17 protein-coding genes are annotated in these 17954 nt (G+C 73.0%); 4 read left to right on the plus strand and 13 right to left on the minus strand.

Features of this window, described 5'->3' with window-relative positions:
- Positions 1 to 166 precede the first annotated feature (166 nt).
- The gene (locus tag OG982_RS02195) at positions 167 to 1153 is read left to right on the plus strand and encodes a LacI family DNA-binding transcriptional regulator (protein WP_266792269.1); all 987 of its coding nucleotides are present in this window, start codon (positions 167 to 169) and stop codon (positions 1151 to 1153) included.
- Positions 1154 to 1156: 3 nt separating this feature from the next.
- Here the strand turns inward: OG982_RS02195 and OG982_RS02200 are convergent, their stop codons facing one another.
- Positions 1157 to 1354 carry a hypothetical protein gene (locus OG982_RS02200; RefSeq protein ID WP_266790239.1) on the minus strand — a complete coding sequence of 66 codons (198 nt, stop codon included), beginning with the start codon at positions 1352 to 1354 and terminating at the stop codon, positions 1157 to 1159.
- A gap of 242 nt (positions 1355 to 1596) precedes the next feature.
- Between OG982_RS02200 and OG982_RS02205 the strand changes: the two genes are divergently transcribed.
- Positions 1597 to 4050: a WD40 repeat domain-containing protein gene (locus tag OG982_RS02205; protein WP_266947790.1), complete on the plus strand. Its 2454-nt coding sequence runs from the start codon at positions 1597 to 1599 to the stop codon at positions 4048 to 4050.
- Here OG982_RS02205 and OG982_RS02210 read toward each other — a convergent pair.
- The 5 genes from OG982_RS02210 to OG982_RS02230 all read right to left on the minus strand — a co-directional run bounded on the left by OG982_RS02210 (position 3974) and on the right by OG982_RS02230 (position 8624).
- Entirely contained in the window at positions 3974 to 5272 is a 1299-nt protein-coding gene (locus tag OG982_RS02210; protein WP_266790235.1) for an aldolase/citrate lyase family protein, read from the minus strand. The two genes, OG982_RS02205 and OG982_RS02210, sit on opposite strands and share 77 nt — an antisense overlap.
- A gap of 154 nt (positions 5273 to 5426) precedes the next feature.
- Positions 5427 to 6389 carry an electron transfer flavoprotein subunit alpha/FixB family protein gene (locus OG982_RS02215; protein WP_266790233.1) on the minus strand — a complete coding sequence of 321 codons (963 nt, stop codon included), beginning with the start codon at positions 6387 to 6389 and terminating at the stop codon, positions 5427 to 5429.
- Between the two features lie 91 nt (positions 6390 to 6480).
- Positions 6481 to 7266 carry an electron transfer flavoprotein subunit beta/FixA family protein gene (locus OG982_RS02220; protein WP_266790231.1) on the minus strand — a complete coding sequence of 262 codons (786 nt, stop codon included), beginning with the start codon at positions 7264 to 7266 and terminating at the stop codon, positions 6481 to 6483.
- A 201-nt stretch (positions 7267 to 7467) separates the two neighbouring features.
- A complete protein-coding gene (locus OG982_RS02225; RefSeq protein ID WP_266790229.1) occupies positions 7468 to 8007 on the minus strand; it encodes a flavin reductase family protein in 540 nt (179 codons plus the stop codon).
- 275 nt (positions 8008 to 8282) lie between these two features.
- Complete coding sequence (locus OG982_RS02230) at positions 8283 to 8624, minus strand: thioredoxin family protein (RefSeq protein WP_266792267.1); 342 nt, start codon at positions 8622 to 8624, stop codon at positions 8283 to 8285.
- A gap of 298 nt (positions 8625 to 8922) precedes the next feature.
- On the opposite strand from OG982_RS02230, the gene OG982_RS02235 reads away from it, so the two are divergent.
- A complete protein-coding gene (locus OG982_RS02235) occupies positions 8923 to 9645 on the plus strand; it encodes a 1-acyl-sn-glycerol-3-phosphate acyltransferase (RefSeq protein WP_266790227.1) in 723 nt (240 codons plus the stop codon).
- 222 nt (positions 9646 to 9867) lie between these two features.
- On the opposite strand, the gene OG982_RS02240 is transcribed toward OG982_RS02235, so the two are convergent.
- Positions 9868 to 10443, minus strand: a complete 576-nt coding sequence (locus OG982_RS02240) for a CGNR zinc finger domain-containing protein (RefSeq protein WP_266792265.1) — start codon at positions 10441 to 10443, stop codon at positions 9868 to 9870.
- Positions 10444 to 10525: 82 nt separating this feature from the next.
- Between OG982_RS02240 and OG982_RS02245 the strand changes: the two genes are divergently transcribed.
- Positions 10526 to 11782 carry an MFS transporter gene (locus OG982_RS02245; protein WP_266790225.1) on the plus strand — a complete coding sequence of 419 codons (1257 nt, stop codon included), beginning with the start codon at positions 10526 to 10528 and terminating at the stop codon, positions 11780 to 11782.
- Here OG982_RS02245 and OG982_RS02250 read toward each other — a convergent pair.
- The 6 genes from OG982_RS02250 to OG982_RS02275 all read right to left on the minus strand — a co-directional run bounded on the left by OG982_RS02250 (position 11718) and on the right by OG982_RS02275 (position 17917).
- Entirely contained in the window at positions 11718 to 12320 is a 603-nt protein-coding gene (locus OG982_RS02250; protein WP_266790223.1) for a transglutaminase domain-containing protein, read from the minus strand. The genes OG982_RS02245 and OG982_RS02250 overlap by 65 nt on opposite strands.
- Positions 12321 to 12381: 61 nt before the next feature.
- Positions 12382 to 13443, minus strand: a complete 1062-nt coding sequence (locus OG982_RS02255; RefSeq protein ID WP_266790222.1) for a low specificity L-threonine aldolase — start codon at positions 13441 to 13443, stop codon at positions 12382 to 12384.
- Positions 13440 to 14201 (minus strand): SDR family oxidoreductase, encoded by a 762-nt coding sequence (locus OG982_RS02260; RefSeq protein WP_266790220.1) that lies wholly within the window; start codon positions 14199 to 14201, stop codon positions 13440 to 13442. Before OG982_RS02260 ends, OG982_RS02255 begins: the two co-directional genes overlap by 4 nt.
- 26 nt (positions 14202 to 14227) lie before the next feature.
- On the minus strand, positions 14228 to 15652 hold the full coding sequence (locus tag OG982_RS02265; protein ID WP_266790219.1) for a DUF6421 family protein: 1425 nt from the start codon (positions 15650 to 15652) through the stop codon (positions 14228 to 14230).
- A gap of 81 nt (positions 15653 to 15733) precedes the next feature.
- Positions 15734 to 16783 (minus strand): alpha/beta hydrolase, encoded by a 1050-nt coding sequence (locus tag OG982_RS02270; RefSeq protein ID WP_266790217.1) that lies wholly within the window; start codon positions 16781 to 16783, stop codon positions 15734 to 15736.
- 12 nt (positions 16784 to 16795) lie between these two features.
- On the minus strand, positions 16796 to 17917 hold the full coding sequence (locus OG982_RS02275; RefSeq protein WP_266790215.1) for an LLM class flavin-dependent oxidoreductase: 1122 nt from the start codon (positions 17915 to 17917) through the stop codon (positions 16796 to 16798).
- Positions 17918 to 17954 lie beyond the last annotated feature (37 nt).

Genomic DNA, 17954 nt, shown 5'->3' on the forward strand with positions numbered 1-17954 from the left:
CCCAGTGGCTTGCCCGCACCACCCTGCCACGGAAACCCGGTTATCAGCCGAGTGCTTATCCTCAAGGTCAGGGCGTTGTCCTACCTCGCCCCAGACCTCCGGAGGTATCCCCGCCGTGCCCCACAGCCGCCGTCCGTCCGAGCCCCGCTACGGCAACCGGCCGACCATGAAGGACGTGGCGGCCCGCGCGGGCGTGGGCCTCAAGACGGTGTCGCGGGTGGTCAACGGCGAGCCGGGCGTCACCCCCGACACCGGGCGGCGCGTCCAGGAGGCCATCGACGCCCTCGGCTTCCGCCGCAACGACAGTGCCCGCGTGCTCCGCAAGGGCCGTACCGCCAGCGTCGGCCTGGTCCTGGAGGACCTCGCCGACCCGTTCTACGGTCCGCTGAACCGGGCGGTCGAGGAGGTGGCCCGCGCGCACGGCGCCCTGCTCATCATCGGCTCCAGCGCCGAGGACCCGGACCGGGAGCGGGAGTTGGCCCTCGCCCTGTGCGCGCGCCGGGTGGACGGGCTGATCGTGATCCCGGCCGGCGACGACCACCGCTACCTGGAGCCGGAGATCCGGGCGGGCGTGGCCACGGTGTTCGTGGACCGCCCGGCCGGCCGGATCGACGCGGACGTGGTGCTCTCCGACAGCTTCGGCGGCGCCCGCGACGGCGTGGCCCACCTGATCGCCGGAGGCCACCGCCGGATCGGCTTCATCGGGGACCAGGCGCACATCCACACGGCCGCGGAGCGGCTGCGCGGCTATCGCGCCGCCATGGCGGACGCGGGCCTTCCGGTGGCTGGATCCTGGGTGTCCCTCGGCTCCACCGAGCCGGAGCGCGTCCGCGCGGCCGCCCACTCGATGCTGACGGGCCCGGATCCGGTGACGGCCGTCTTCGCCGGCAACAACCGCGTGACCGTGACGGTGGTACGGGTGCTGGCCGGGCGGACGCCGCCGGTGGCCCTGGTCGGCTTCGACGACTTCGAGCTGGCAGACCTGCTGCGCCCCGGCGTGACGGTGGTCGCCCAGGACCCCGCGGCCCTCGGCAGGGTCGCCGCCGGCCGGCTCTTCCACCGCCTCGCCGGCGCCGCCCTCCCCCCGGCCCGCACGGAACTCCCGACCCGGCTGATCCGGCGCGGCTCGGGGGAGATCTCCCCGCCCTCCTGACGCTCACCGGATCAGAGACCGCAGTACGGGCACGGCCGCCCCGGTGGCGCCCAGTCCGGCGAGTACCGCGAGGGCGGGATGGAAGCCGCCCAGGAAGGTCAGCCCGCCGACGACGAGGCCGATCAGCACGGCGATGACGAGCACGACGGCGGTGTGCAGGGACAGGAACGGCGGATCGGTGCCCGGTGGTGGTGTGGTCATGCCTCGATTTCACCGCCCGGCGGCCTCCGCACCTCGCGGACGGAACGACTCCGGCTCACCCTGGATCACCGCCGAACTCCTCCTGAACGGAGCCGCGTTCGGCGGGGACCGCTCCGCCCGTTCCGCCGTGCCGTTCCCTGCGGCCGCACGCCGTTCCGTGCCGTTCGCAGAAATTCGGGGAAGTTCAGGGAAATTCGGGGAAGCACGGACCGCCACCCCGCGGGCGTTCTACCGTGTTCGCCATGACCTCGCAGCCCACCGGCCCGGTCGGCGCCGAACTGGGCGCCCTCGCCGCCGAACTACGCCGCCTGCGGATCGAGCGCGGCAACCCCTCCTACCGCGATCTCGTCGCCCGCGCGGCAGGGTCCGGCGCCGGGATCCAGCTGTCGACGGCCACCCTGAGCGACGCGTTCAACGCCAAACGGCTCGTCAGGATCGACACCCTGATGGCCCTGGTCCGGATCCTGTACGCCTACGACGAGTTCGGCGGCGAGGTGCCGGTCCCCACCCACACCGCCCCGGAGCTGACCCCCTGGCGCGTGCGCTGGCGGGCGATCGCCGCCGCGCGGTCCGCGGCCCCGACCCCGACCCCAGCCCCGACCCCGGTCGGGGCTCCCGCCGAAGGGTCACCGCCGGTCGTCACCCGGCCCGAGCCCGCTGCCGCCCCCGCCCCGGACCCGGCCTTCTCCCCGTACACGTTGCGCTTCCGGATGGTCGGGCACCCGGGCCCGGTCCGGCACCTGGCCTTCCCCGCCGACGGGAGGCAACTGGCCGCCGCCGCCGACGGGGACGAGGTACTGCTGTGGAACACCGACACCGGACTTCCGTACAAGTACCGCGCCATGATCCGGGACTCGGGGCCCGTCACGTTCGCCCCCGACAACGCCCTGATGACGGTGAACCACACGGACACCCGCACCGTTTCCCTCTGGGACGCGGTGCTCCGAACGCGCCGCAAGACGGCCCTGGAGAAGGCCCACCAGCAGCCCCTCTCCCGGCTGGCCCACTCACCGGACGGCCGCCTGCTCGTGAGTGTCGACACCGCGGGAGCGGCCCGGGTCTGGTACGCGGCCGGCCACCTGCCCGTACCGTCCACCGCCCACGACCTCCCGGGCCGTGTCACCGCCGTCGGCTTCACCCCCGACGGGCAGGTGCTCGCCCTCGTGGCCGACCCGGCGGGGGTCCGCATGTGGGAGGTGTTCGGCGCACAGCCCCTGGGCGAGCCCCTCTCCGGTCAGCCGGTCGACCCGGACACGGCCGCGTTCTCCCCGGACGGCCGGCTGCTCGCCACCGCCGGGCACGACGGCTCGCTGCTCCTGCGGGACACCGCCACCGGCCTGCCCCGCGCCGCGCAGCCGGCCCCGCGTAGCGGAGCGGTCTGCGCCGTCGCCTTCTCCCCGGACGGGCGAGTGCTCGCCAGCGCCGCCGACGACGGCGCCGTACACCTCGTGGACACCGCCACCGGACGGCCCGCCGGCCCCCCGCTGACCGGACACCGGCAGCCCGTCCACGCCCTGGCCTTCTCCCCGGACGGCGCCCTGCTCGCCACGGGGTCCCGGGACACCACGGTGCTCCTGTACGAGCGACAGGCGCGGCCGCCGGCCCCCGTCTCGGGCTCCGGCGGCGTCGCCGCCGGGGCCCTGGCCGTCCTGACCGCCGACGGGAAGCTCGTGCCCCTGCCCCCACTGGCCTTGGACGAGTGCCTGGTCCGGGTCGCCTTCTCCCCCGACGGGCGGGTGCTGGCGATGACCACCGACACCCAGAAAGTGCTGTTCCGGGACACCCTGACGGGCCGGCCGGCCGGCGGGCCGCTCGCCGGCCCGCCGGTCCTGCCCTGGGGGCTGCTCTACACCCCCGACGGGCGGCTGTTCGTCACGCCGGCCATGACATCGGTCGCGATCCCCTGGGATCCGCGCACGGCGCGCCCCGCGGGCGAGCCGCTGACCGGTCACGACGGTCCGGTGATGCGTCTGGCGCTGTCCGCCGACGCACGGCTGTTGGCCACCGCCGGCGCGGACGGCATGCTGCGGCTGTGGGACGCGGCATCGGGAAAGCCCGCGGGGGACCCGTTCCCCGGGCAGGCCAAGGATGCCCTGGGAGTCGCGTTCTCCCCGGACGGCCGCCGGCTCGTCGGCACGTACCGGGACGGGACGGTACGGCTGTGGGACCTCTCCCGGCCCAGGGAGCTGCCGAACAGCCGCGTGCTGGACGGCCACGAGGGCCCGGTGTGGTCGGCGGCGTTCACACCCGACGGCAAGGTGCTGGCCACGGCGGGCGCGGACGCCACCGTGCGGTTGTGGAACCCGAGGACGGGGGAACCACGCGGAAACCCCCTCGCCGGCCACGCCGCGATGATCAACGACCTGGTGTTCACGCCGGACGGAACCCTCCTGGCCACCGTGAGCGTGGACGGCACGCTGCGGCTGTGGGACCCTGCCGCCGGGCGGCCCCTGGGCGAGCCGCTGACCGGTCACACGGGCCCGGTGTGCGGGGTGGCCTGCTCCCCCGACGGCAGCATGCTCGCCACGGCGGGCCAGGACGGCACCCTGCTCCGGTGGATCATCGGCGCGGCCCGGCCGGGGCGGACCCCCGGCCGTGCCCCGCACACGGCTGCGACCGTCAGGCCGTCGCCGTCAGCGTCGCCGAGCGGCGCGGGATCGCGAACGCGTCAAGCTCGGCGCGGGTCAGGCCGGTGAGCGCGGTGACCTCGTCGGCGCCGACCGCGCCGCAGTCGAGGCCGCGCACCAGGTAGCCGGCCAGGGCCTTCGCGGTGGCGGGCTCGTCCATGACGTCGCCCTCGATCTTCGCGACGTACGCCTTCAGACGGGCCGCGGCGGTCTCCAGGCCCTCGCGGTAGAAGGTGAACACGGCCGCGTAGCGGGTCGGAAGGTGGCCCGGGTGCATGTCCCAGCCCTGGTAGTAGGCGCGGGCCAGGGCGCGGCGGGTGAGGCCGTAGTGCAGCTTCCAGGCCTCGTGGACGTGCTCGGTGGTGCCGATCGGCAGGACGTTCGTCGAGCCGTCGGAGACGCGTACGCCGGTGCCGGCGGCGGCGACCTGCATGATCGCCTTGGCGTGGTCGGCGGCGGGGTGGTCGCTCGACTGGTACGCGGCGGAGACGCCGACGCAGGCGCTGTAGTCGAAGGTGCCGTAGTGCAGGCCCGTCGCGCGGCCCTTGGAGGCCTCGATCATCCGGGCGACGGTCGCGGTGCCGTCGGAGGCCACGATCGACTGGCTGGTCTCGATCTGGATCTCGAAGCCGATCCGGCCCGTGCGCAGTCCGCGGGCGGTCTCGAAGGCCTCCAGCAGCTCGACGAACGCGCTGACCTGCTCTGCGTAGGTGACCTTCGGCAGGGTGAGGACCAGCCCGTCCGGGAGGCCGCCGTGCGCGAGCAGCCCGGTGAGGAAGATGTCGGTGGTGCGGATGCCGCGGTCGCGGACGTTGGACTCCATGCACTTCATGCGGATGCCCATGTACGGGGCGTTCGTCCCGTTCGAGAACGCCTCCGCGACGAGGCGGGCGGCGCGGGCCGCGGCCTGGTCCTCCTCCTCGTCGGAGCGGACGCCGAAGCCGTCCTCGAAGTCGACGCGGAGGTCCTCGATGGGCTCGGAGGCGAGCTTGGCGCGGACCCGGTCGTAGACGGGTACGGCCAGCTCGTCGCTGATGCCGAGGACCTTGGCGAAGGTGGCGGCGTCCGGAGCGTGCTCGTCGAGGGCGGCGAGGGCCTGGTCGCCCCAGGAGCGGATGGTGTCGGCCGCGAAGACGTCACCGGGGACGTAGACCGTGTGGATGGGCTGACGGGTGCCGGGGTCGCCCGGGTAGTGGCGCGCGAGTTCCGCGTCCACCGGGGCGAGGGAGGCGCTGATGCCCTCGCTGATCGCGCCTGCGAGGCTCGTCGCCACCTTCTCCTGCTGACCCATCGTGCACTCTCCTCTTTTTCCGCTTCACGGAAGCTTAGATCCGCATAGCAGAATTTAGTGATGAGTACATTGTCTAGTCAATGGTTGCAGGAAACACCTCGGGGCCGCGTGGTGAGTGTCACCACGCGGCCCCGAGTCACAGCATCGACGCAGGTCAGCCCTTGCGGGCCTTGATCTCGCCGGTCAGCTGCGGGACGACCTCGAAGAGGTCGCCGACCACGCCGTAGTCGACCAGGTCGAAGATCGGTGCCTCGGCGTCCTTGTTGATGGCCACGATGGTCTTCGAGGTCTGCATGCCGGCCCGGTGCTGGATCGCGCCCGAGATGCCGGAGGCGATGTACAGCTGCGGGGAGACCGACTTGCCGGTCTGGCCGACCTGGTTGGAGTGCGGGTACCAGCCGGCGTCCACGGCGGCGCGCGAGGCGCCGACCGCCGCACCGAGGGAGTCCGCGAGGTCCTCGATGATGTGGAAGTTCTCGGCACCGTTGACGCCGCGGCCGCCGGAGACCACGATCGCGGCCTCGGTCAGCTCGGGGCGGCCGGTGGACTCGCGCGCGGTGCGGGAGACGACCTTGGTGCCGGTGGCCAGCGCGCCGAAGGTGACGGCGAGCGCCTCGACGGCGCCGGCGGCCGGGGCGGCCTCGACCGGAGCCGAGTTCGGCTTGACGGTGATGACCGGGGTGCCCTTGGAGACACGGGACTTGGTGGTGAAGGAAGCGGCGAACGCGGCCTGCGTCGCGACCGGGCCCTCGTCACCCGCCTCCAGGTCGACGGCGTCGGTGATGATGCCGGAACCGATGCGGACCGCCAGGCGCGCGGCGATCTCCTTGCCCTCGGCGGAGGACGGGACGAGCACGGCGGCCGGGGAGACGGCCTCGTACGCGGCCTGCAGCGCGTCCACCTTGGGTACGACGAGGTACTCGGTGAACTCGGGGGCGTCGGCGGTGAGGACCTTGACGGCGCCGTGCTCGGCGAGCACGGCGGCGGTGTCGGCCGCACCGGCGCCCAGGGCGACGGCGACGGGCTCGCCGATGCGGCGGGCCAGCGTCAGCAGCTCGAGGGTGGGCTTGCGGACGGCGCCGTCCACGTGGTCGACGTAGACGAGAACTTCAGCCATGGGACTGCTCTCCTGCTATTGCGAAGTGTCTGGGGACTATGAGGGGGTGACCGGAGTTCTCAGATGAACCTCTGGCCGGCCAGGCTGCCTCTTAGATGAATTTCTGCTCCGCAAGGAAGGCGGCCAGCTGCTTGCCGCCCTCGCCCTCGTCCTTGACGATCGTGCCGGCGGTGCGGGCCGGGCGCTGCGCCGCGGAGTCGACCGCGGTCCAGGAGCCCTCGAGGCCGACCTCGTCGGACTCGATCTCCAGCTCCTCCAGGTCCCAGGACTCCACCGGCTTCTTCTTGGCGGCCATGATGCCCTTGAAGGACGGGTAACGGGCCTCGCCCGACTGGTCGGTCACGGAGACGACCGCGGGGAGGGAGGCCTCGAGCTGCTCGCTCGCGGAGTCGCCGTCGCGGCGGCCGGTGACGGTGCCGTCCTCGACCTTGACCTCGGACAGCAGGGTGACCTGCGGGACGCCCAGGCGCTCGGCCAGGATCGCCGGGAGGACACCCATGGTGCCGTCGGTCGACGCCATGCCGGTGATGACCAGGTCGTAGCCGGCCTTCTCGATCGCCTTGGCGAGCACCAGCGAGGTGCCCATGACGTCGGAGCCGTGCAGATCGTCGTCCTCGACGTGGATGGCCTTGTCGGCACCCATCGACAGCGCCTTGCGCAGCGCGTCCTTGGCGTCCTCGGGGCCCACCGTCAGAACGGTGATCTCGGCGTCGTCCGCCTCGTCGGCGATCTGCAGCGCCTGCTCGACGGCGTACTCGTCGAGCTCCGACAGCAGGCCGTCGACGTCTTCGCGGTCAACGGTCAGGTCATCGGCGAAGTGCCGGTCGCCCGTGGCGTCGGGCACGTACTTCACACAGACAACGATCCTCAGGCTCACGCCGGCTCTCCTACCGCATCGTCTTTTACTGATACCGCCTTGTGGAGGCAGCATAGGCGCCTTTTCGGGCGGATCCCGGTCGGGGCGGCCCGCGCTCCGAAGGGAATGTTACTCGTCAGTACACCGTGGGTCTTCCCGGGTTGCAAGGCCACCGAACTGTGATCTGGCCAACGCACCCGAACCCGTCCCAGCAGGGACGATTCAGTCGCGCAGAGCGTTGAAGCGCCCTTGGTGGTACAGCAGCGGCCGGCCTTCGCCGGCCGGGTCCCCCTCAAGGGCTTCCGCGATGACCACCCGGTGCGCCCCCGCGGGCACCAGCGCCACCACCCGGCACGCCAGCCACGCCAGTACGCCGTCCAGCAGCGGGACCCCGTGCGGGCCCGGGGCCCAGGCGGTCGCGTGGCCGAAGCGGTCGGCGCCGCTGCGCGCGAAGAGGCCGGCCAGCTCGCTCTGGTGCTCGCCGAGTATGTGCACGCCGATGTGGCCGGAGTCGCGTATCGCGGGCCAGCTGGAGGAGCCGGTGCCGATGGTGAAGGACAGCAGCGGCGGGTCCGCGGACACCGAGTTGAGCGAGGTCGCGGTGAACCCCACCGGGCCGTCGCCGTGCGCGGCGGTGATCACCGCGACCCCGGCGGCGTGCCGGCGGAAGACGGAGCGCAGGAGGTCGGGCGAACCGGGCAGGCCGAAGCGGTCGCCGTCGTGGCCTGCGGTCGGGACTGTCGTGGCCGTCGGGGCCGTCATGTGGGGTCTTCCTTCTGCCGCGGGAACGGGCACAGTCGGGGATCGAGGGGTTGGGCGTTCAGCGATCCCAACAGCGCGCGCTCGCGTACCGGGCGAGGTCCACATGGAGCCGCCGGTAAAGCAGGAGTTCATACCGCATACGACCAGCCTGTCGATCTCTCGTGTACACAGTCAAGCGGCAGCGGCCAGATGTCAGGCGCGTCACGCTGCGTGCGGGCGCGCGTACCGGCGCGAGCGGCCCTCTCCCTCTTGTACGTCGCCCGGCGCGCCGGGGTTCATCCGTCGCCCACCGCCACCCCCAGGGCGGCGATCACGTCCGCCTTGCGCGGCATCCCGACACCCCGCCGCACGATCCGCCCGTCCCCGTCGAGCACGAGCACCGTGGGCGTCTTCTCGATGCCCAGGGCCCGCACCAGGGCCAGGTTCCGCTCGGCGTCGACCTCGATGTGCGCGACCCCGTCGACGAGGCCCGCGACCTCGGCCAGGATCCGCCGGGTGGCCCTGCAGGGCTGGCAGAAGGCGCTGGAGAACTGGACCAGGCTCGCCCGCTCCCCCGGCTCGGCACCCAGGTCCGCACTGCCCAGCGGCACCCGCCCCCGCGCCACGCCGCTCGGCACGGCGTCTCCGCCGGGACCCCCGCGTTCCTCCTGGCCGCCGCTGTCACGCCCGCGCACGCCCGCTCCCGTCCTCGTCGGTGTACTCGTCGGTACGCCCGCCCGCCTGATGGTCCGTACCCTGTTGCGAGCGCCCCGCGCGGGCGCCACATTCCCGGCGTGACGAGAATCTCGCCGGGTGCGGGCCTCTGGACTGGCCAGCAGGCCACATTTGGGGCACGATCCCCATGGTCGCGTACCTACGCTTCCGTAACTTCCGGCCGGGAGCACCTCCCCAGGCAGAAAGCGGGGTCTCCCCTCCATGGCTGAGCTCGTCTACCCCCCGGTGATCGGCGCCGCGCACACGCTGTTCCGCGCGCTGGACATCCGCATCGACATGAAGGGCACCGAGAACATCCCCCGCAAGGGCGGGGCGGTCCTGGTGTCCAACCACATCGGCTACCTCGACTTCATCTTCGCCGGGCTGACCGCGCGGCCGCAGAAGCGCCTGGTCCGCTTCATGGCGAAGGAGTCGGTGTTCCGGCACAAGGTCTCCGGCCCGCTGATGCGCGCGATGAAGCACATCCCGGTCGACCGCAAGCAGGGCGAGACCGCGTACCAGCACGCGCTGGACTCGCTGCGCTCCGGCGAGATCATCGGGGTGTTCCCGGAGGCGACGATCTCCCAGTCGTTCACCCTCAAGAGCTTCAAGTCCGGTGCGGCGCGGATGGCCCAGGAGGCCGGCGTCCCGCTGATCCCGGTGGCGCTGTGGGGCACGCAGCGGCTGTGGACCAAGGGGCGCCCGAAGGACCTCAAGCGCAGCCACATCCCGGTGACGATGCGCGTGGGCGAGCCGATGGAGGCCCCCGCCGACCAGTACGCCGGCGCCATCACGCGGCGGGTGCGCGAGCGCGTGCAGGAGCTGCTGGACGCCGCGCAGCGCGCGTATCCGGCCAAGCCCGCGGGCCCCGAGGATTCCTGGTGGCTGCCGGCCCACCTGGGCGGCACGGCGCCGACGCCGGCCGAGGTCAAGGACGCCGGCTGAGGCAGCGGGCCTGCGCCCGAGCAGCAAGAGCACGCGCGAACACGCGAACGCGGCCCCGCCGGGAAGGCGGGGCCGCGTTTCCCGTTCCGCCCCGGCTCAGTTGGGGTTGTCGGCACACTCGACGACCGCACGCGGCTCGGGCGGGCGCGGCGGCCGCCGCAGGACTTGCGGCGTGCGCGGGCGGGGTGGGGGTGGGGGTCGTGGCGGCGACCGTCGCGAGGGTCAGGCCCGCGCCGCGGCGGCCCGCTTGCGGCGGCGGTGGGCCGCCACGCGGGCGCGGGTGGCGCAGGCGGGGGAACAGTAGCGGCGGGTGCTGCCGGGGCCGGCGCCGAGGAAGAGGCGGCCGCAACCGTCGGCCGCGCAGGCGCCCCAGGCGATCCGGCCGTGCTCGGTGAGGAGCTGGGCGAGCGCGAGGGCCCCGGAGGCGAGGAACCAGTCGCCCCAGCCCGCCCCTTCACCCCGGTCCACGTGCAGGTGCCAGGGGTGGCCGTCGTGCCGGGTCAGGCGGGGCCGGGTGCCGCACTCCTCGAAGAGCGCGTTGAGGGCGCCCGCGGCGCGGTCCTCGTCCGCCTCGGCGAGCACCGCGCCCATCCGCCGGGCGGCGGCGCGCAGTTCGGCAGCGTCGGCCTCGGTGAACGCCTCGTCGATGAGGTCCCCGGGGCGCTCACCGTGCCGGGCGAGCAGCGCGGCGAGTTCCGCGCGCGGGCACTCGGCGTCCGCCCGGACCGCCTCGGCCAGGTCGATCAGCCTTCGGCCCGCCGAGAAGCCCGCCCGGCCGGAGCCCGCCGCCTCCGCCATCCCCAGGTCCTTTCGTCGTACACCCACATGGCGTAACGTCTTGTCCGCCCATCACGTTACAGCCCAAGGGGAGGGGTCCGGGATGCACGGGTTCGGGCGGTACCTGGCGGCGGCGCTCGCCGCGCGCTTCGCCTCCGAGGGCATGGGCATGGCCGTGGTGCTGCTCGCCCTGGAGCGGACCGGGAGCGCGGCGTACGGGGCGTACGTACTGACCGCCTGGCTGGCCCCGCACGTCCTGGCGGCCCCGCTCGCGGGCGCCGCCGCGGCCCGGACTCGCCGTCCCCGGCTGTTCTACGTCGCCACCCTGAGCGGGTTCACCGCGGCGGCGGCCGCACTCGCCGTGCTGCTGGGCCGGGCCCCGGCGCCGGTGGTGCTCGCGGTGGCGGTGCTCGGCGGCGCCTGCGGACCCATGGTGACGGGCGGGCTCTCCAGCCTGGTCGCGGGTCTGGTCCCGGAGGGCGCCCGGCGCGACCGGGCGTACGGCTGGGACGCGTCCACCTACAACGCCGCCTCCGTCACCGCCCCGGCGGTGGTCGGCCTGGTCGCGGCGCTGGCTTCGGCGGCGCCCGCGATGGCGGTGCTCGCCGCGTCCGGGGTGCTGGCGGCGGTGCTCGCCGGGAGCCTCCCGTACGGGCCGCCCGCCGCGGCGCCCGCGTCCGGCGGCCCCCGCGCCGGCCTGGGCGCGGGGCTGGCCGCCCTGTGGCGGGTGCGGGAGCTGCGGGCCATCACCTCGGCCACCACGCTGGCCTTCGTCGGCATCGGCTCGCTGACCGCCACCTCGGTGCTGCTGGCCGGCGCGCTCGGCAGTCCGCGCGCGGGCGGCGTCCTGATGACGGCGTTCGCCCTGGGCGCCCTGGCCGGCTCGCTGACCCTGGGCCGGATGACGGCCGTGGAGCCGGGCCGGCTGGCCCGCTGGGCCCTGGCCGGCACCGGGGTGGCACTGGCGGCGGCCGCGTTGTCCCCGTCGGTCGCGGTGACGGCGGCGCTGTTCGCGGTGGCCGGGGTGTGCGACGGCCCGCTGCTGACGGCCACGCTGCGGATCCGCTCGCAGTACGCGCCGGAGGCGGTGCGGACCCAGGTGTTCACCCTCGGCGCGGGCCTCAAGCTGACGGCCGCCTCGGCCGGCGCGGCCCTGGTGGGGCTGACGGCAGAGTTGCCCGCGCAGGCGCTGCTGGGCGGGATCGCCGTGCTCCAGCTGGCCGCCGCCCTGCTGCACGCCGCGGTGGCCGCGCGAAGGCCCGTACCCGCCGCGAGCGGGCAGTCGGCCGGGGCCGCTACAGCCCCGTCGGCAGGTTCCGCCACAGCTCCGGCCGGTCGGCGGACTCCCGGAGCGCCTTGAGCACGGCCGGGTGCGCGGTGGCGTACAGCCCGGGGTAGTCGATCTCACCGAGCTCGGGGCGGACGGGGAAGGCCAGTTGCTCCCGGTCCAGGACGAACTGGGCGTCCACGCCGGGCTTGTTGCCGCGCGGGTCGACCCGGGCCCAGCCGTCGCCGCCGGGCAGGCGCAGCGCGATCAGGCCGTGGACCAGGGCGTTCGAGCCGTCGTCGTCGGTCAGGAGCTGGTAGCAGAGGGCCGCGGGGATGCCCTGGGCGCGCAGCAGGGCGGCGAGGGCGTGGGCCTTGGCGTGGCAGATGCCGTTGCGGGTGCCGAGCACGTCGGAGGCGCGCCAGCTGACACGCATGTCCCCGGAGTCGGCGGAGTGCGCGACCGTGTCGCGGACGAACTCGAAGGCGACTTCCGCATAGGCGTACGGGTCGCCGCCCGTGGCGGTCCACAGGGCGTCGGCGGTCTCGCGGACGAGGGGATGGTCGTGGTCGACCACGTCGTCGGCCGCCAGATAGGCGGCGACGTCAGGATGCTCCTGGATCATCTCCATGATCCAGGAGCATACCTATGCGCATTCACGCATGCCTATCGAATTATCCGGGCGACCGGGCTCAGCGGGCCAGCTCTTCCTTCAGGGCCTGGAGGAAGCCGTCCACGTCCTCTTCCCGGGTGTCGTAGCTGCACATCCAGCGGACGTCGCCCGCCATCTCGTCCCAGAAGTAGAAGCGGTAGCGCTCCTGGAGCCGGCGCGACACCTCGTGCGGAAGCCGCGCGAAGACGGCGTTCGCCTGCACCGGGTAGAGGATCTCCACCCCGTCGGTCTCGCGCACGCCCTCGGCCAGCCGCTGCGCCATCGCGTTGGCGTGCCGGGCGTTGCGCAGCCACAGGTCCTTGGCGAGCAGGGCCTCCAGCTGCACCGACACGAAGCGCATCTTCGACGCGAGCTGCATCGACATCTTGCGGATGTGCTTCATCTGCCGGACGGCGTCCGGGTTGAGCACGACCACGGCCTCGCCGAACATCATGCCGTTCTTGGTGCCGCCGTAGGACAGCACGTCGACGCCGGCGGTGTTCGTGAACGCGCGCATCGGCACGTCGAGCGAGGCCGCGGCGTTGGCTATCCGGGCACCGTCGAGGTGCACCTTCATGCCCTTGGCGTGCGCGTGCTCGGTGATGGCCTTGATCTCGTCGACCGTGTACACGGTGCCGAGCTCGGTGTTCTGGGTGATCGAGACGACCTGCGGCATCGCCCGGTGCTCGTCCTCCCAGCCCCAGGCCTGCCGGTCGATGAGCTCGGGGGTGAGCTTGCCGTCCGGGGTGGGCACGGTGAGCAGCTTGAGGCCCGCCATCCGCTCGGGCGCGCCGCCCTCGTCGACGTTGATGTGCGCCGTCTCCGCGCAGATCACCGCGCCCCAGCGGTCGGTGAGGGCCTGGAGGGCCGTCACGTTCGCACCGGTGCCGTTGAAGACCGGGTAGGCCTGCGCGTACGGACCGAAGTGACTGCGGAAGATCTTCTGCAGGTACTCGGTGTACTCGTCGTCGCCGTAGGAGACCTGGTGGCCTCCGTTGGCCAGCGCGACGGCCTCCAGGATCTCCGGATGCACCCCCGCGTAGTTGTCGCTCGCGAAACCGCGTACCGCCGGGTCGTGGTGGCGGTGCGCATCGGTTTTCACGGTTGCGGAGTGAGCCACAGACGCTGTCCGTTCACATCGGTGGCGGGCCGCTCCCAGACGCCGGCGATGGCCTCGGCCAGCTCCTTGACGTCGGTGAAGCCCGCGAACTTCGCACTGGGGCGCTCAGCGCGCATCGCGTCGTGCACCAGTGCCTTGATGACCAGGATCGCAGCCGCGGCGCCCGGGCCCTCCTCGCCCCCCGCCTTGCGGAAGGAGTCGGCGAGCGCGAGCGTCCACGCCTCGGCGGCCGCCTTGCCGGCGTTGTACGCGGCGTTGTTGGCGACCGGCTTGTGCGCGCCGGACTGGCTGATCAGGACGTAGCGGCCGCGGTCACTGCGCAGCAGGGCGTCGTGGAAGGCGAGCGAGGTGGTCTGCACGGTGCGGATCAGGAGCTTCTCCAGGAAGGTCCAGTCCGCGAGGTCCGTCTCCGTGAAGGAGCTGCTGCCGCGCCAGCCGCCCACGAGGTGGACGAGCCCGTCGACGCGCCCGAACTCCTTCTCCGTCCGCTCGGCCCACGCCTTGGTGGCGTCCAGGTCGAGCAGGTCGACGGTGTCACCGACGACCGTGGCGCCGCCGTGGGCGTAGCGGGCCGCGTCCACGGCCTCCGCCAGACGCGTCGGATCGGCGTCGGAGGCCACCACGATGGCGCCCGCCTCCGCGAGGCGGAGCAGCGCGGCGTGGCCGGCGGGGCCGCCGGCTCCGGCCACCGCCACTACGGCGCCATGGAGCTTCCCGTTGCCGTTCCCGGACCCGTTCATCTCTGCAGCCTCCTGTGGGCGAGAGCTCACGCGGCGGCTCGCTCTGCCTGGTCGTCGTCCTCTACGTGTCCCGCGTTCAGAGCAGTGATGCCCTTCGTGGAGGCGATCACGCCCTTGAGCTTCTTGGCGAGGGCCTCATAGAACATGCTCAGCGGAAACTCGTCCGGAAGCACGTCGTCGACGAGCTTCCGCGGCGGCTGCGTCAGGTCGAGGGCGTCGGGGCCCTTGGCCCACTTGGAGCCCGGGTGCGGGGCGAGGTAGGTGGAGACGAGCTCGTACGCCTTGAACCAGTGGACCAGCTTCGGGCGGTCGATGCCGGCCCGGTAGAGGTCCTCGATCTCGGCGCACAGCTGGTTGGTGACCTGCGGGGCACGCATCCAGTCGATCTTCAGCTTGTTGTCCGTCCAGCGCACGACGTCGTGCTTGTGGAGGTACGCGAAGAGCAGCTGGCCGCCGAGGCCGTCGTAGTTCCGGTTGCGGTCGCCGGACACCGGGAAGCGGAACATCCGGTCGAAGAGGACCGCGTACTGCACGTCGCGGCCGTGCTCGTTGCCCTCGGACTCCAGCTTCACGGCCTCCTTGAAGGCGGTGAGGTCGCAGCGCAGCTCCTCCAGGCCGTACATCCAGAACGGCTGGCGCTGCTTGATCATGAAGGGGTCGAACGGCAGGTCACCGTGGCTGTGGGTGCGGTCGTGGACCATGTCCCACAGGACGAAGGCCTTCTCGCAGCGCTCCTGGTCCTCGACCATGCGCGCGATGTCCTCGGGCAGCTCGATGCCCAGGATGTCGACGGCGGCCGCGGTGACCTTGCGGTAGCGGGCGGCCTCGCGGTCGCAGAAGATGCCGCCCCAGGTGAAGCGCTCGGGGGCCTCGCGGACCGCGATGGTCTCCGGGAAGAGCACGGCGGAGTGGGTGTCGTAGCCCGGGGTGAAGTCCTCGAAGGTGATGCCGAGGAAGAGCGGGTTGTCGTACCGGGTGCGCTCCAGCTCGGAGAGCCACTCGGGCCACACCATCTTCAGGACGACGGCCTCGAAGTTGCGGTCCGGGTTGCCGTTCTGCGTGTACATCGGGAACACCACGAGGTGCTGGAGCCCGTCGGCGCGGCCGGCGGCCGGGTGGAAGGCCAGCAGGGAGTCGAGGAAGTCCGGCACCCGGAAGTCGCCCGCGACCCACTTGCGCAGGTCGGCGACGAGCGCCGCGTGGTACTCGGTGGCGTGCGGCAGCAGCGGGGACAGCACCTCGACGGCGCCGATGACCCGCTCCACGGCGGCCTCGACGTCGATGCGGGCGGGGGCGCCCTCGGCCTCGAAGTCGATCGAGCCGTCCTTGGCCTGCCAGGGGCGGATCTCCTCCACGGCGGCCTTGAGCTCGGGCCACGCCGGGTGGTCGACCACCCGCGCGCCGGCGGTTATCACGGCACCGCCGGAACCCGGCACAAGAGTTTCCGTCATGTCACTTCCTCCACAGGAGAACCTCACGTCAACACAGCGTATGCAGAGGAGGCTCTCCTGCTCAAGAGTTAACTCGGGAAATTATCCTGTGGTACCCCCCACTCCGCCGGAAGTCTTCCCGTCGTTTGCCATGGAATTGATGACTCCGCCTAGTCGCCGCATGGCCTCGCGGGCCTGGGGCAGTACGTCGGCCAGCGCGAGGAATCCGTGGAACATCCCCGGGTGGTGGTCGAGGTCCGCCCGCGTACCCGCCGCCCGCAGAGCCCGTACGTACGCGGCCCCCTCGTCCCGCAGCGGATCACAGCCGGCCGTGACCACGTGGGCGGGCGGCAGTCCGGCCGGGTCGGCGGCCGCCGGCGAGGCCAGCGGGTCCGCCGGGTCGCCGCCCGGCCCGAGGTACTGCTCCCAGAACCAGCGCAGGTGGGCGGCGGTCAGGAAGTACCCCTCGGCGTTGGTCCGGTACGACCCGCTGTCCCGGGCGGCGTCCAGGCACGGGTAGACCAGCACCTGCAGGGCGACCGCCGGCCCCCCGAGGTCCCGGGCCAGCAGCGCGGAGCCCACCGCGAGGTTGCCGCCGGCGCTGTCCCCCGCGACCACGAGCGCGGCGGGGTCGCCGCCCAGCTCCGCCACGCGCCCGGCGGCCCAGCGCAGCGCGGCGTACGCGTCGAGGAGGGCGGCGGGGAAGCGGTGCTCGGGGGCGCGGCGGTAGTCGACGGACACGATCACCGCCCCGGAGGCCCGGCACAGCGCCCGCACGGTGCGGTCGTGGCTGTCGAGGCCGCACAGCACCCAGCCGCCGCCGTGGCAGAACACGACGGTCGGCCGGGGCCCCGGCCACCGCCGCGGGTCCGGACGGTAGACCCGGACGGGAACCGGGGGCGCCCCGTCGGGGCCGGGGACCACCCGGTCCTCGACGGAGCCGACCACGGGCGGCGGCCCGGAGGGCTTGGGCGCGGCCGCGAGGATCCGCCGGGCCTCGACGGCGTCGGTGACGGCCCCGCCGAGATCGGGGAACGCGGCGGCGAGCGCGTCCACGTACGGCCGGGCGGCGGGATCGAGGCCGGTCCCGGCGGGGGAGGCGAGCGCCGGGGCGCGGTCGCGGGAGTCGGCGGAATCGGGCGCATCCGTCATCGCGGCGGACCCTCACGCGTTCCGGAAGTGCGGGATGACCTTCTCGCCCCACTGCCTCAGGGTCTCCAGGCAGGCCTCCTGTGGCACCGTGCCCATCTGGATCAGGCACATGACCTCGTCGGCCCCCGCCTTCCTGAGCCGTTCCACGTAGGCGATGGCCTCGTCCGCGCTCCCGTAGGCGTGGTCCGCGTTGAACGTGGCCGTCGAGGTGGGCCGGACCGGGATGTCCAGCTCGTGCAGCCGCGCCACCACCTGCTCGGCCGCCTCCCGCATCCGCGCCGCCTCGTCCGTGCCGGCGACCACCGCCTCGTCCGGGATGCCGGCGCCGCCGTACCAGTGGCCGATGGACTGGGCGAAGAACCGCTGCCCCCGGATCCCGATCCGACGGGCCTCCCCCGCGTCGTCGAGCACGATGGTCGGGCAGAGCACCGAGAAGTGGTCGTTGACCGCGGTGGACACGAACCGGCCGCCGTCCCGCCCGGCGATCGCCGCGTCGTAGACGCCCCGCATCCGGGCGATCGACTCCGGTCCGGCGAAGCCCATCACCAGCGCGCCGACGCCCAGTTCGGCGGCCCGCTCCAGCGTCTCGTCCCGGCTGCACGCCAGGAACAGGGGCGGGTGCGGGGCCTGCGCGGGCCTCGGCAGGATCGGGTGCGGGGAGATGTCGATCAGCTCCCCGCGGTACTCCAGCTCCTCCTCCTGCCAGGCCTTTCCGATGATCCGCAGCGCCTCCTCGACCTCGGCCGTCGTGCGGTCCTTGTCCACCCCGCACAGCGAGGTCTCCTGCTCGGTGCCGCCCCGCCCGGCGCCCAGGTCGAGCCGCCCGCCCGACAGCAGATCGAGCATCGCGGCGCGCTCGGCGACCCGGACCGGATGGTTGAAGTTGAAGGGCATGCACACGACGCCATGGCCGATGCGTATGGTGTTCGTCCTGGCCGCGACCCAGGTCAGGAAGATTTCCGGAGCGCTCATGTGGGCGTACCACTTCAACGAGTGGTGCTCGACGGCCCAGATCCGGTCGAATCCCATCTGTTCGGCGAGCACCGCCTGCTCGACGCAGTCACGGATGACCTGATGCTCCCGTTCCACCGTCGGGTCGGCCAGCTGTGCTTCGAAGATCACGGAGAACTTCACGATGCCTCCAGGGTTGCGTCCCGTTCCCGGCCTTACT

Source organism: Streptomyces sp. NBC_01551 (assembly GCF_026339935.1).
In the GTDB taxonomy this organism is placed as follows: Bacteria; Actinomycetota; Actinomycetes; order Streptomycetales; family Streptomycetaceae; genus Streptomyces.